This window comes from Ruegeria sp. R14_0 (genome assembly GCF_017743975.1).
Taxonomy (GTDB): Bacteria; Pseudomonadota; Alphaproteobacteria; order Rhodobacterales; family Rhodobacteraceae; genus Ruegeria.
Map to the genome: position 1 here is coordinate 82049 of NZ_JAGHRC010000002.1, position 13372 is coordinate 95420.

Annotated in this window: 14 protein-coding genes; 7 read left to right on the plus strand and 7 right to left on the minus strand. The window is 57.6% G+C overall.

The window, feature by feature from the left end:
- The first annotated feature begins 12 nt into the window (after positions 1 to 12).
- A complete protein-coding gene (gene fahA / locus J7416_RS06410) occupies positions 13 to 1269 on the plus strand; it encodes a fumarylacetoacetase (protein WP_209223914.1) in 1257 nt (418 codons plus the stop codon).
- Here fahA and J7416_RS06415 read toward each other — a convergent pair.
- On the minus strand, positions 1259 to 1522 hold the full coding sequence (locus J7416_RS06415; protein WP_209223915.1) for a hypothetical protein: 264 nt from the start codon (positions 1520 to 1522) through the stop codon (positions 1259 to 1261). The genes fahA and J7416_RS06415 overlap by 11 nt on opposite strands.
- Positions 1523 to 1643: 121 nt before the next feature.
- Between J7416_RS06415 and J7416_RS06420 the strand changes: the two genes are divergently transcribed.
- The 3 genes from J7416_RS06420 (at position 1644) to J7416_RS06430 (ending at position 3963) form a co-directional block, all read left to right on the plus strand.
- On the plus strand, positions 1644 to 3254 hold the full coding sequence (locus tag J7416_RS06420; RefSeq protein WP_209223916.1) for an FAD-dependent oxidoreductase: 1611 nt from the start codon (positions 1644 to 1646) through the stop codon (positions 3252 to 3254).
- 5 nt (positions 3255 to 3259) lie between these two features.
- The gene (locus tag J7416_RS06425; protein WP_209223917.1) at positions 3260 to 3460 is read left to right on the plus strand and encodes a DUF2783 domain-containing protein; all 201 of its coding nucleotides are present in this window, start codon (positions 3260 to 3262) and stop codon (positions 3458 to 3460) included.
- A gap of 167 nt (positions 3461 to 3627) precedes the next feature.
- The gene (locus J7416_RS06430; protein WP_209223918.1) at positions 3628 to 3963 is read left to right on the plus strand and encodes a DOPA 4,5-dioxygenase family protein; all 336 of its coding nucleotides are present in this window, start codon (positions 3628 to 3630) and stop codon (positions 3961 to 3963) included.
- On the opposite strand, the gene J7416_RS06435 is transcribed toward J7416_RS06430, so the two are convergent.
- Positions 3960 to 5588, minus strand: coding sequence for an acyl-CoA synthetase (locus J7416_RS06435; RefSeq protein ID WP_209223919.1), 1629 nt, complete (start codon positions 5586 to 5588; stop codon positions 3960 to 3962). The two genes, J7416_RS06430 and J7416_RS06435, sit on opposite strands and share 4 nt — an antisense overlap.
- A 220-nt stretch (positions 5589 to 5808) precedes the next feature.
- Here J7416_RS06435 and J7416_RS06440 point away from each other — a divergent pair, with 220 nt between their 5' ends.
- The 3 genes from J7416_RS06440 (at position 5809) to J7416_RS06450 (ending at position 8651) form a co-directional block, all read left to right on the plus strand.
- A complete protein-coding gene (locus J7416_RS06440; RefSeq protein WP_209224517.1) occupies positions 5809 to 7206 on the plus strand; it encodes an aminotransferase class III-fold pyridoxal phosphate-dependent enzyme in 1398 nt (465 codons plus the stop codon).
- 161 nt (positions 7207 to 7367) lie between these two features.
- Positions 7368 to 7829, plus strand: a complete 462-nt coding sequence (locus J7416_RS06445) for a hypothetical protein (protein ID WP_209223920.1) — start codon at positions 7368 to 7370, stop codon at positions 7827 to 7829.
- A 177-nt stretch (positions 7830 to 8006) separates the two neighbouring features.
- Positions 8007 to 8651, plus strand: coding sequence for a hypothetical protein (locus J7416_RS06450; RefSeq protein ID WP_209223921.1), 645 nt, complete (start codon positions 8007 to 8009; stop codon positions 8649 to 8651).
- A 134-nt stretch (positions 8652 to 8785) separates the two neighbouring features.
- On the opposite strand, the gene rplT is transcribed toward J7416_RS06450, so the two are convergent.
- The 5 genes from rplT to pyk form a co-directional block, all read right to left on the minus strand.
- Entirely contained in the window at positions 8786 to 9151 is a 366-nt protein-coding gene (rplT, locus tag J7416_RS06455) for a 50S ribosomal protein L20 (RefSeq protein ID WP_008756009.1), read from the minus strand.
- A 14-nt stretch (positions 9152 to 9165) separates the two neighbouring features.
- Complete coding sequence (gene rpmI / locus J7416_RS06460) at positions 9166 to 9366, minus strand: 50S ribosomal protein L35 (RefSeq protein ID WP_010443552.1); 201 nt, start codon at positions 9364 to 9366, stop codon at positions 9166 to 9168.
- Between the two features lie 182 nt (positions 9367 to 9548).
- Positions 9549 to 11099, minus strand: coding sequence for an alanine/glycine:cation symporter family protein (locus tag J7416_RS06465; protein ID WP_209223922.1), 1551 nt, complete (start codon positions 11097 to 11099; stop codon positions 9549 to 9551).
- A 14-nt stretch (positions 11100 to 11113) separates the two neighbouring features.
- Complete coding sequence (locus J7416_RS06470; RefSeq protein WP_209223923.1) at positions 11114 to 11551, minus strand: universal stress protein; 438 nt, start codon at positions 11549 to 11551, stop codon at positions 11114 to 11116.
- A gap of 246 nt (positions 11552 to 11797) precedes the next feature.
- A complete protein-coding gene (gene pyk, locus J7416_RS06475) occupies positions 11798 to 13243 on the minus strand; it encodes a pyruvate kinase (RefSeq protein WP_209223924.1) in 1446 nt (481 codons plus the stop codon).
- Positions 13244 to 13372: the final 129 nt, after the last annotated feature.

Genomic DNA, 13372 nt, shown 5'->3' on the forward strand with positions numbered 1-13372 from the left:
TAAGGATCACAGATGTCTCTGATGAAATCCTGGGTGGTCTCGGCCAACGATGCCGACCACCCGTTCCCCCTGAATAACCTGCCCTATGGTGTCTTCTCGACCGAAGGCGAAGATCCACGCTGCGGCGTCGCAATCGGCGACATGATCCTGGACGTCACCGCAGCCGAAGCCGAAGGGCTGATCACGCTTGCGGATGAGCCGCTGTTTGACCTGCCCTTCTGGAATCCGTTGATGGAAGAAGGTCCCGCCGTTTGGACCGCCCTGCGCAACCGGCTGACCGCGCTCTTGGCCGAAGGGGCGGAAGACCAAGAAACGGTCGAACCTTTGCTGGTCGGCCAAAGTGATGCAGAAATGCACATGCCGTTTGCTGTCAGCGAATACACCGATTTCTACGCGGGCCGGCATCACGCCCAAAACGTGGGCACCATGTTCCGTGGTCCTGAAAATGCCCTGCCCCCGAACTGGCTGCACATCCCGATCGGTTACAATGGCCGTGCCTCATCCGTCGTGGTGTCCGGCACGGATATCCGCCGCCCTTGGGGTCAGCTCAAGTCACCCGATCATGACCGTCCTTCATTCCTGCCAAGCCGCCGCTTTGACATCGAGCTCGAGATGGGCGCAATCGTGGGCACACCTTCGGATGGTCCCATCACCGTGCAAGAGGCAGATGACAACATCTTTGGCTATGTCCTGCTGAACGACTGGTCCGCACGCGACATCCAGGCCTGGGAATACCAACCTCTTGGACCCTTCCAGGCCAAAGCCACCGCAACCTCGATAAGTCCCTGGATCGTGACCAAAGCCGCGCTGGAGCCCTTCCGCTGCGATACGCCCGCTCGTGAACACGAGCTGCTGGATCATCTCAAGGATTGCGGACCGATGCTGTATGACATCGATCTGGAAGTCACGATGGCCCCGGATGGCAAGGACGCCACGACCATCGCCCGGACGAACTACAAAGAGATGTACTACTCTGCGGCGCAACAGCTGGCACATCACGCGACATCGGGATGCCCGATGAATACCGGTGATCTTCTGGGATCGGGCACCATCTCGGGCCCGACCAAGCCTGAACGCGGTTCGCTGCTGGAGCTCAGTTGGGGCGGTAAAGAACCGCTGACACTGGATACAGGCGACACGCGCAACTTTATCGAGGACGGCGATACCCTGACCCTGACGGGCCAAGCCCGTGGCGATGGGTACACGATTGGTTTTGGTGATTGCACCGGCACCGTACTGCCCGCACTCGAAGACCCGTTCAAGCGCTGAAGAAACTAAGCCAGCGCGCAACTTTTGTTGGCTGCATCGCAATGAACCTGGACGGGTTCATTGCCGATGAGGCGGGCAGCAGCGCAATCTGGAACTGCCTGACGTCGCACAACATTCTGTGCGGCATCTTGCAAATCGATTGCAACATCAAAGGCTGACCCAGATCGCCAAGGCCTATGCGTTCCGGGCAGGCTAAAGAGTAGGCACGGTTGCCGCGGCCCGGCAGCCCTGCTGGGGTGAGGAAGTCAGCCAAACTTGATCCAGATCGTTTTTCGTCAGCGGATTAAGTGGAATCATGGACTCAAAGCCTTTGGCACACCTGTGTTGAAGTTCGAACCTTGCGCCCTCGGCGCCAGAGTATTGGGGGAGAACCCATGAACAAGATCTTCGAAGTTCCACTCTATCCCTACGAACGCAGCCCTGATCAGGACGCGGCGACCTCGGTGCGTCACAAGGTGATCGTGATCGGCGCGGGGCCGGTTGGACTGGCGGCAGCTATTGATCTGGCCCAGCAAGGTGTTGAAACCGTAGTGCTGGATGACAATGACAAGGTCAGTTTCGGCAGTCGCGCGATCTGTTTCTCGCAACGCTCACTGGAAATCGCCGACCGTTTGGGTGCCGGACGCAAGCTGGTTGAAAAAGGGGTGCTCTGGGATGCGGGCAAAGTCTATTTTGACAACCGGCAGGTCTATGAGTTCAACCTGCAACCAGATACGGGTTATGGAAACCCGGCCTTCATCAATCTCCAGCAGTATTACATGGAAAAGGCCCTTGTCGAGCGGGTACGGGAATTGCAGGCCGACGGCGCACCCATTGAAATTCGGGGGCAGAACAAGGTCGAAGCCATCGGCACGCACGACGATCATGTCACGCTGGAAGTCGAAACGCCCGAAGGCCCCTATAACGTCGAGGCCGACTGGCTGATCGCCAGCGACGGTGCGAACTCTCCAACCCGCCGGATGCTGGGTCTGGATTTCGAAGGACGCGTCTTCGAGGACAACTTTCTGATCGCCGACGTGGAGATGCAGGCCGATTACCCGACCGAGCGCTGGTTCTGGTTCGATCCGCCCTTCAATCGCGGACAATCCGCTTTGCTGCACAAACAGCCGGACAACGTTTGGCGGATTGACTTGCAGTTGGGGAACGACATCGACCCCGAACAGGAAAAACAACCCGAAAAGGTTATTCCAAGGCTAAAGGAAATGCTCGGCGAGGATGTCGACTTCGAACTGGAATGGGTTTCGATTTATACATTCCAATGCCGCCGTATGGAGCGGTTCCGGCATGGCCGTGTGCTGTTTGCGGGCGACAGTGCCCACCAAGTCAGTCCATTCGGAGCGCGCGGGGCCAATTCAGGCCTGCAGGACGCGGACAACCTGTGCTGGAAGCTGAAACTGGTCATCGACGGCAAAGCGCCTGAACTGTTTCTGGACAGCTACAGCCGAGAGAGGGTTGAGGCCGCGGACGAAAACATCCGTATGTCCACACTCTCGACCGAGTTCATTACGCCGAAATCCGACATGTCACGCCTGTTGCGGGACGCCGTTCTGGACCTTAGCGAGCACTACGAATTCGCCCGCCCGCTGGTGAATTCCGGTCGTCTCAGCACGCCGTGCGCCTATTCTGGTTCGCCCCTCAGTTCAGCCGATGCGCTGAACGGACCTGAGGTGACGCGGCCGGGCTCGGCCTGCCCCGATGCGCCACTGGGTGATGAGTTTCTGCTGCCGAAACTGGCGGGGCAGTTCACCTTGCTGACGATTGATGCGGATGCGCCTGACAGCCTCGAGGAAGGCGGAGTTACGGCCACGCGGTTGGCCCTGTCCGTCAAGGACGATCTGACGTTGGAGCTTAAGCGCAGGTATCTGGGGGATGCACCCAGCGCAGTGTATCTGATCCGTCCCGACCAGCACGTAGCCGCCCGCCGCGACAAGTTCGAAGAAAACGCATTCCGGCAAGCGATCCGCCGGGCCACCGGTAAGGAGTAAGCGATATGGCCGATCTGATCCTCACCCCCAACTTGGACAATGCCGATAGTTTCTATGCCGACCTGGTGGCTGCTCATGACGGGCTGGACCGGCATGACAGCGACGCTCTGAACGCGCGGCTGGTGCTGATACTGGCCAACCACATCGGCGATACAGCCGTATTGTCAGACGCGCTGAAAGCCGCGGCACTGAAAGACACTCGATAGTTTTGGAAGGCTGGAATGAGCGGCCAGCGGCGATCACCACAGCCTTGCCGAAATTAACCCGGACACCAACGCTCGCATGACCCTGCGCACACAAGCTGTGTGTGGGCGCGAGTGGTCACACCGTCCGGCCGTGCTTACCTTCGTCGAAATCGTTGCAGGAGGTCCAGATGCCCGAAATCACCGGCTATCACGCCCATGTCTATTTCGACGCCGACACGCAGGACACGGCCCGACAGGTCTGCGAAGAGGCTGCCCGTCTGTTTCCTGTACAAATGGGGCGGATGCATGCGAAAAATGTCGGCCCACACCCTAGGTGGAGCTGTCAGTTGGGCTTTGCGCCTGACGCTTTTGATCAGGTGATCCCGTGGCTGATGCTGAACCGGCAGGGCCTGACTATCTTCACCCACCCGGAAACCGGCGACCATCTGGCGGATCACCGGGACCGGGCGGTTTGGATGGGCGAACTTCTAGAGCTTGACCTGTCGATTTTCGACAAGGCTTAATCCAACGCCCGCGCCTGATCCCGCAGTTTGAACTTCTGGATCTTACCAGTCGAGGTCTTGGGCAAAGCTCCGAACACCACGGACTTCGGGGCCTTGAAATGGGCCATGTTATCGCGGCAGAACCCAATGATCTCGGCTTCGGTCGCTTGCGCGTCCGGCTTCAGCTCGATGAAGGCACAGGGCGTTTCACCCCATTTATCATCGGGGCGCGCCACCACCGCAGCCTCCATCACGGCGGGATGTTTATATAGAATATCCTCGACTTCGACCGACGAGATGTTCTCGCCACCCGAAATGATGATGTCCTTGGACCGATCTTTGAGCGCGATGTAACCGTCCGGATGCATCACACCAAGATCACCCGAGGCAAACCAGCCACCTCGGAATGCTTTGTCCGTGGCCTCGGCGTTCTTCAGGTATCCTTTCATGACGACGTTGCCTTGCATGAAAATCTCGCCCATCGTTTCGCCATCAGCGGGCACTGGATCCAGCGTATCCGGGTCGGCTACCATCAACCCGGACAAGGCCGTATACCGCACGCCCTGACGCACCTTGAGCGCAGCGCGCTCTTCGGCACCCCTATCGTTCCACTCGTCTTTCCAGGCGCATACGACAGAGGGACCATAGGTCTCGGTCAGACCATAGACGTGGGTAACCTCGATGCCCATGTTCTCCATGCTCTCGATTACGGCCGCAGGCGGCGGGGCACCAGCTGTCATCACCTTGATCTCATGGTCGAAATCCTTGAGGTGATCGGGCGCGTTGGCCAGCATGTTCAGGACGATCGGCGCGCCGCAGAAATGCGTGACCTTCTCATCCCGGAACGCTGCATAGATTGGCTCGTCCCGAACAGCCCGCAGACAGACCGAGACCCCGGCATTCGCCGCCATCGCCCAGGGGAAGCACCAACCGTTGCAATGGAACATCGGCAGGGTCCAAAGATAGACCGAGTGCTTGGGCATGTTCCAATCCAGCAGGTCCGATTGCGCGTTCAACGCAGCCCCTCTGTGATGATACACGACGCCTTTCGGGTTACCGGTCGTCCCCGAGGTATAATTCAGCGTGATCGCGTCCCATTCATCGTCAGGCAAGGACCAGTCAAATTCCGGGTCACCTTCGGCCAGCAGGGCGTCGTATGTCAGGCCACCCAGCTTTTCGCCACCGTCAAAGCTGGGGTCTTCGATGTCGACGACCAGAATGTCGTGATCAACCTGTTTCAGCGCCTCTTTCACAACGCCCGAGAATTCAGGATCGACCAGCAAGGCCTTTGATTCCGCATGGTTCAGGATGAAGGCGATGATCGGCGCGTCCAACCGGGTGTTGATCGCGTTCAGAACTGCCCCCGCCATTGGAACGCCAAAATGTGCCTCGTACATCTCGGGAATATTGGCGGCAATGATTGACACCGTGTCCCCGACCCCAAGCCCACGCGCGGACAAAGCGCCGGCCAATCGGCGACAGCGGGAATAGGTTTCGGCCCAGGCATAGCGGCGCGTGCCATAGATCACCGAAGGGTAATCCGGGTAGATCAGCGCCGTCCGCTCGATAAAACTCAGCGGTGACATCGGCGTGTAATTCGCGCGGCTTTTGTCCAAATGACGCTCATAGATATTGGCTTGTGTCATTTGCTGACCCTCCCTCTTCACTTCGGGCGAATTGAGCACAAACTTGTTCATCTGACAAATCCGTAAAAATACGGCGCGGCCATGGACTGGAATTACGGGATGATGCAATCTGGCCCTATCTCCGAAACAGCTTTCGCGGTGATCTGAGCCATCGAAAACACAAAGCCGGGATAGTCCATTTTTGGCAACCCGTGCACCAGCCATTCTGAAAGGACATGTCATGGACGGCACGTTCAACGAAAACGATCTTTCCCACGTGGTCGAAGCTGACCGCGCCCATATCTGGCACCACCTGCTGCAGCATAAACCCTTTGAAACCAATGATCCGCGTATCATTGTTGAAGGCAAAGGCATGCGTGTCTGGGACCAGAATGGCAAAGAGCATCTGGACGCTGTGTCCGGCGGCGTTTGGACCGTCAACGTAGGCTATGGCCGCGAATCGATCTGTAAAGCCGTCTATGACCAGCTTATGAAGCTGTGCTATTTTGCGAACACGGCTGGCTCGATCCCCGGGTCGATCTTCGCTGAAAAGCTGATCGACAAAATGCCGGGCATGAGCCGCGTTTACTACACCAACTCGGGTTCGGAAGCGAACGAGAAGGTGTTCAAGATGGTGCGCCAGATCGCGCACAAGCGCTATGGCGGCAAGAAAACCAAGATCCTGTACCGCGACCGCGACTATCACGGCTCGACCCTAGCGACCATGTCGGCAGGCGGTCAGGACGAGCGTACGGCTCAGTACGGCCCGTTTGCACCTGACTTCATCCGCGTTCCGCACTGCATGGAATACCGCAAGCACGAACTGGGTATGGAAGACCTGACCGGTGAGGCATTCGGCAAAGCATCCGCAGATGCCATCGAAGAGGTCATCCTGCGCGAAGGTCCTGAAACCGTTGGCGCGCTGTGCCTCGAGCCTGTGACCGCAGGTGGCGGCGTGATCGAAGCCCCCGAAGGCTATTGGGAGCGTGTGCAGGAGATCTGCAAGAAGTACGACGTCCTGCTGCACATCGACGAAGTTGTCTGCGGCGTGGGCCGTACCGGCAAATGGTTTGGCTATCAGCAATACGGCATCAAGCCGGATTTCGTGACCATGGCCAAAGGTGTCGCCTCGGGTTATGCGGCAATTGCCGTGATGGTCACCACCGAAGAAGTCTTTGACATGTTCAAGGACGATGCCTCGGATCCGATGAACTATTTCCGCGATATCTCGACCTTTGGCGGCTGCACGGCCGGTCCAGCGGCCGCGATCGAAAATATGCGCATCATCGAAGACGAAAACCTGCTGCAGAACTGCACCGATATGGGCTTCCGCATGAAGGACAATCTGCAGGCGCTGATGGAAAAGCACAAGGTGATCGGTGACGTGCGCGGCAAGGGTCTGTTCCTAGGTGCCGAACTGGTCGCAGATCGCGCCACCAAGGAACCGATGGAAGAGAAAAAGGTTCAGGCAGTTGTTGCCGACTGTATGGCGCAGGGCGTCATCATCGGTGCCACCAACCGCTCGATCCCCAGCCGCAACAACACGCTGTGCTTCTCGCCGGCGCTGATCGCAACCGCGGACGACATCGACCAGATCACCGACGCGGTCGATGGCGCTCTGGGCCGCGTGTTCGGCTGAACCTAACGGAATACATCTGCCAGCACTCACGCACTTCCGGCAGATGAACTTTAACCGGCGCGCCCACCGCGCCGGTTTTTTGTGTTTTCTGACACGGGTTTGCCAAATCCCTCGCCTCGGGTACCCTGTACCGACCACACCCCATGCAGGAGACGTGTCCAATGGTACTCAACTTTATCCGGAGCCTCGCCACCATTGCCCTTCTCGCGGTCGCCTCCGCCACCAGCGCAGACGAAGGCAGTGGCTTTCCCCAGATCGTAGGTACCTGGCACGGCACCTATCTGGTGGGCTTTGCCAAATCGAACCCGAACCACGAGAAAGGTCTGCTAAAGACCGAAATGGAACTGGAGATCACCAAGCTGGACGGCAACCTGATCACCGCCACCAATCGCTGGCGTCGTATCGGGGATACTGACTGGATCGTTGAAGAGGCGATGGGCACCTTTTCGCTGGACGAGCCCACCCGCTTTGTTCTGGCCGAGGCAGGAATATCCGGGGATGACGTTTCCGCCGGGATATTCAACGGGGTGTATCTGGATGACGTGATCATGATCACCTATGCCGGGCCAGGCACAGGCGTGTCGTTTGCGGCGCAGTTGGTGAAAAAGGACGGCAGCAACTAAAGCCTGCGGAAAGTTTGTTCGACTGAGAACTCCTAATATGCAAAGACCGTTTTCGCTCAAGTCCGCAATGCGGGCAAAGTGAACTTTCGCTGCATCTGCGCCAAGGTCTGCTTTCAAGAACGCTATAAACCGGTCAGCTACGACTAGCATCATCCTAAGCAGTGGAGATTGACGCCGTTGAAGTATAAAGCAGCTCGAAGGGCGAAATTGGTTGATCTTGAACCGATGTTGCGACTGCCTAAAAGGCCGGGGCACAATTCTGTAGGCAGGAGAAGCTTAGCTTTCTGCCATCCAAATCACAGTCGAGAAACGCTAGAGGCTTATTTTGCAACTTTCCCACAAGCGATGTTTGTGAGCGAGGAAGAAGACCAAATCATCAGTTTTGCATGTGCGATCCGAACATCTGGCAAGCCAATCCAAGAGCCAATGGTTTGGTCTGATGCGACAGGTGATGGCGCGGCTTTAAATCACGACAAAAACGGAGCGTGGCTATATGTCAGTCGCTTTGCATATACGGCAGGTCCCGGACATGCTCACGTATCGAAGGAAATTGGTCCGCTCCTTGTGTCCCTGCAAGAATTAGCCGTGAGGCTAAAACTACAAGGCGTAGCTTTCCCTACACATTTTTTTGGATTCCGCGAAAGGTCGGGAACGACCGAGTTTCAAAGGTCGACAATTGACGACCAGGTTTCGTTGGAACGGTCGGGACTACGGCCTCTCGGCATCGCCTTCCAAGCGGGTTTTGAACATGAAATAGCTTTGCCTAACTATCTGGGTGATGGGAAGCACTTCGCAATGATGGTTTGGCGAAACGCGCAGTAAAAAAACGCGAACCTGAAAGCTGACGTTCTTGATCACAGCATTCAGCACTTTGGGCCCGAAGCGGACTTATCTATTCATAAAAAATAGCCGCCCCAACCGGGACGGCCTTTCTTTCACTGTCTCTTTTCAGAGGATCAGGCAGCCAGAGCGGCCTGAGCTTTGGCGACAATCGCGCCGAACGCTTCCGGTTCGTGCACGGCCAGGTCGGCCAGAACTTTGCGGTCCACTTCGATGCCGGCCAGGTTCAGGCCGTTGATGAAGCGGGAATATGTCAGGGCTTCGTCATGCGAACGGACAGCAGCGTTGATACGCTGGATCCACAGCGCGCGGAAGTTGCGCTTGCGGTTCTTACGGTCGCGGGTTGCGTACTGGTTGGCCTTGTCGACGGCCTGACGGGCAACCTTGAAGGTGCTCTTACGGCGGCCATAGTAACCTTTGGCGGCCTTGATGACCTTCTTGTGACGGGCGTGAGTTACGGTTCCACCTTTAACGCGGGACATCTCTTAATCTCCTCTTAGCGGTCGTAGGGCATGTAGCCCTTGACGATCTTGGCGTCGGGGGCGGACAGGGTGGTGTTGCCACGGGCGTCGCGGATGAACTTTTTGGTCCGCTTGATCATGCCGTGCCGTTTGCCGGCCTGGCCAGCAAGGACCTTACCGGTCGCAGTCACCTTAAAGCGCTTCTTGGCGCTCGACTTGGTCTTCATCTTAGGCATTTCCGTCTCCTTTCAGGGTTCGGTACTAAACGCGACTCGGCATGCCATCTCGGCCGGTCACGCGATCAGAAGCGCCGTTTACGCAAGTTCAGTCATAGTGGCAAGGGGGTTTTGACCAGAATCTGCGCTTTTCGCAGTGCGGTCAGGCACCGGGGCAACCTTGGCTGCCCCGGTGCAAGGTCTTAGTGTTCGAATTTACGGATTTCACCGGTTCTCAGTCGTTCGGCATAGCTGGCCAGTTCCTGGCGCACAACCTTCATCAGGAAGTAGAGCGCAAAGACATTGACCACCGCCATCGCAAAGATCGCCGCATCCGAGAAGTCGATGACCGGGCCAAGGTTGGCCGCCGCACCGATGATGACGAAGATGCAGAAGATGACCTTGAACACCAGTTCCTTGGTGTGGCCTTCGCCGAACAGATAGGTCCAGGCCTTGAGGCCATAGTAGGACCAGCTGATCATGGTCGAAAAGGCAAACAGTACCACCGCAATGGCCAGCACATATGGGAACCAACCAAAGGCACTGGCAAAGGCCGCCGAGGTCAGGCTGACACCGCTATTCCCATCAACCGTGGCAATCGCATTGCCCGCTTCGTTCAGCATGTAGTTACCGGTTGCCGGATCAACGATCAGCTGCTGAGTGATGATGATCACCAGCGCGGTCATGGTACAGATCACAACCGTATCGATGAACGGCTCGAGCAGGGAAACAAAGCCCTCGGTGATCGGCTCTTTTGTCCGCACCGCCGAGTGTGCAATGGCTGCAGAACCAACGCCCGCTTCGTTCGAGAACGCTGCACGGCGGAAGCCCTGGATCAGTGCCCCGACCATGCCGCCAGCGACACCGAGGCCGGTGAAGGCACCTGCGAAGATCTGGCCAAAGGCCCAGCCAATTTGATCGGCATGCATAAGGATGATCACCAGCGCGGCCAGAACGTACATGACGCCCATGAAGGGCACGACTTTCTCGGTCACGCGCGCGATGGACTTTAGGCCACCCACAATCACCAGGAAGACGATAATGGCAAAGACCACCCCGGTGATCCAACCCGGATAGTCACCTGTGATGCCCGCGATCTGTTGGTGCGCCTGATTGGCCTGGAACATATTGCCCCCGCCCAGCGCGCCAAGAATACAGAAGATCGAAAACAGAACCGCTAGGATTTTGCCGCCCGGCAAGCCTAGCTCGTCAAAGCCCTTGGACATATAGTACATAGGTCCGCCGGAAACGGTGCCGTCTTCGTACTCGTTCCGGTATTTCACACCCAGGGTACATTCAGTGAATTTCGATGCCATGCCCAGCAAGCCTGCGACAATCATCCAGAAGGTCGCGCCCGGCCCGCCGATCCCGACGGCCACCGCAACACCAGCGATGTTTCCCAGACCGACAGTACCCGAAAGCGCTGTGGCCAAAGCCTGAAAGTGGCTCACCTCACCTGCGTCATTGGGATCAGAGTAATCGCCTTTGACAAGGCTGACCGCATGCCCAAAGAACCTAAGCTGCACGAAGGCGAAATAGAGCGTAAAAACAGTCGCCGCGATCACCAGCCAACCCACGATCCATGGGAACCCGGTGCCGGGAAACGGCGCAAAGATGAAACTGACGAAAGGCCCCGTGAAATCGGCAAAGGCCTGGTTGATCCTATCATCCAGACCCGGTGCGTCTTGCGCAAAAGCAGGGTTGGTGAACAAGGTGGCCAATGCGGCCAAAGCAAAACGTTTCAGCGTGTTCATTCCTCTTGCTCCCCTCAGTTCACGACGGTGACAGGCACGTCGGCGTGCATGACCAGATTCTGGGTCGAGCTGCCGAACAGCCGTTTCTTGAACCCATCGGCCGAGGCGCGCCCGACAATGATCTGCGTTCCGCCGTTTTCGACCGTGATTGCGTTCAGCGTTTCGGCCACATCTCCGTGGCGCACGATACCTTGGGCCGTAAAGCCTTCGGCCTTCAGGGCCTCAACGGCAGGAGTGACAATGCGGTTGGTGGCCAAGGTGACCTCTTCCTCGCGGCGTTTGTGCCGCAACGCATTTTCCTCGGGGGTTTGAAAAGTGAATGGGGACCATTCGATGACATAAACCACCAGCAATTCACATGCGCCGATCAGCTTGGCCAGATCTTTGGCAAAGGCGATGGCACGTTCTCCGGTTTCTGTCCCGTCCAGTCCAATGACAATTTTCGTTGTCATGACGTTCCTCCAATAATTTTGGTTATGCCGGGACCCGTGCCCCCGGCAGGGCAGCCGGAACCTGGAACTTTCTGAGTAGACTGCCCCTGGGGCTCAGTATCCCGGAAAAACCCCAAAAAAGAGAGGGTTATCTTTTCAATTCAACCAAATACGCACTTAAGCACTGAAAATGCTATGTATTTTTTGTCTAAAATTTAGGCAGAATCCCGAGAATCCACGACATTCGGGCGCCCTGCACGACCCGGATCAACCCGGGTCGGTGTTATAGATCAGACGTTCATCACAGGGCGCGATGCGCAGAATATTGGTTGTTCCCGGCACGTTAAAGGGCACGCCGGCGGTCACTACGATCTGATCCCGTTCCGAGGCGAACCCTCCGGCACGGGCGGCGCGGGCGGCGTTTACGACCGCGCCCTTGAATCGCTCAAGCTCGGGCGTCATCACGCAATGGCATCCCCAACTCAGGCACAAGCGCCGCGCGGTTCCGGTGGCGGGGGTCATCGCGATGATCGGAACGCCGGGGCGTTCGCGCGCGGTTAGCAGCGCCGTCGTTCCGCTTTGGGTAAAGCAGCAAATTGCTTTGATGTCGGTCTTTTCAGCGATCTCGCGCGCGGCGGCCACGATGCCGTCCGCAATAGTCGTCCCCTTGGCGGTGCGGGAGGCCGCGATGATCTGCGTATAGGTTGGATCAGCTTCAACCTCGATGGCGACCTTGTTCATGGTTTGAACGGCCTCGACCGGATAGGAACCGGCGGCCGATTCAGCGCTGAGCATGATGGCATCGGTGCCTTCATAGATCGCAGTTGCCACGTCCGAAACCTCGGCCCGGGTGGGCATCGGGCTTTCGATCATGCTCTCCAGCATTTGCGTCGCCACGATGACAGGCTTTGCAGCGCCACGGCATTTTCGCACCAGTCTTTTCTGGATTGGGGGAACGGCCGAGACGGGCAGCTCAACCCCCAGATCGCCGCGTGCGACCATGATCCCGTCCGAGGCATCCAGAATATCGTCAAACGCCTCAACCGCGGCGGGCTTTTCGATTTTGGACAGAATCGAGGCGCGACCGTCGGCCAGTGAACGCGCCTCAAACACGTCCTTGGCGCGCTGCACAAAGCTCAGCGCCAGCCAGTCCACGCCCAGTTGGCACACAAACTCAAGGTCGTCCCGGTCCTTGGCCGACAGGGCTGCCAATGGCAGCACCACATCAGGCACGTTCACGCCTTTGCGGTTCGAAATCGTACCACCGACCTCAACGGTGCAATTGGCAAAGTCCTGGCCACACTCCTTAACGATCAAACGGATTTTGCCGTCATTGACCAGAAGTCGCGCGCCCGTTTCCAGCGCGGCAAAAATCTCGGGGTGCGGCAGGCACACGCGATGGATGTCGCCGGGTTTAGGGTCGAGGTCCAGACGGAACACAGCGCCCTCTTCCAACTCCTCTGCGTCATTGGCAAACACGCCCACCCGCAGTTTGGGACCCTGCAGGTCGGCAAGAATGGCAATGGGGCTGTCCAGATCCTTTTCCACCTGACGGATGATCCGGTGACGCTCGCGGATTTCATCGTGGCTTCCGTGGCTCATGTTCAGGCGGAAGACATCCGCGCCTGCTTCGTGCAGGGCACGGATGGTGTCATAGTCGTTGGACGCCGGTCCCAGCGTCGCCACGATTTTCACATTTCTCAGGCGTCGCATTGGTCTTGCCCCCTTAACGTCTTCTCTTGATTCCGCGAAAATGTTACCGCAAACATTGCTTAGGCCGCTTATTGCGCAATTCCCTTTTCAAAGCAACTCCCGTACACCTGCGACAAACTAGATGACAGG

Coding starts and splice junctions, on each gene's coding strand:
- fahA (WP_209223914.1), top strand. CDS start 13: ATGTCTCTGATGAAATCCTGGGTGGTCTCGGCCAACGATGCCGACCAC.
- J7416_RS06420 (WP_209223916.1), top strand. CDS start 1,644: ATGAACAAGATCTTCGAAGTTCCACTCTATCCCTACGAACGCAGCCCT.
- J7416_RS06425 (WP_209223917.1), top strand. CDS start 3,260: ATGGCCGATCTGATCCTCACCCCCAACTTGGACAATGCCGATAGTTTC.
- J7416_RS06430 (WP_209223918.1), top strand. CDS start 3,628: ATGCCCGAAATCACCGGCTATCACGCCCATGTCTATTTCGACGCCGAC.
- J7416_RS06435 (WP_209223919.1), bottom strand. CDS start 5,588: ATGACACAAGCCAATATCTATGAGCGTCATTTGGACAAAAGCCGCGCG.
- J7416_RS06440 (WP_209224517.1), top strand. CDS start 5,809: ATGGACGGCACGTTCAACGAAAACGATCTTTCCCACGTGGTCGAAGCT.
- J7416_RS06445 (WP_209223920.1), top strand. CDS start 7,368: ATGGTACTCAACTTTATCCGGAGCCTCGCCACCATTGCCCTTCTCGCG.
- rplT (WP_008756009.1), bottom strand. CDS start 9,151: ATGTCCCGCGTTAAAGGTGGAACCGTAACTCACGCCCGTCACAAGAAG.
- rpmI (WP_010443552.1), bottom strand. CDS start 9,366: ATGCCTAAGATGAAGACCAAGTCGAGCGCCAAGAAGCGCTTTAAGGTG.
- J7416_RS06465 (WP_209223922.1), bottom strand. CDS start 11,099: ATGAACACGCTGAAACGTTTTGCTTTGGCCGCATTGGCCACCTTGTTC.
- J7416_RS06470 (WP_209223923.1), bottom strand. CDS start 11,551: ATGACAACGAAAATTGTCATTGGACTGGACGGGACAGAAACCGGAGAA.
- pyk (WP_209223924.1), bottom strand. CDS start 13,243: ATGCGACGCCTGAGAAATGTGAAAATCGTGGCGACGCTGGGACCGGCG.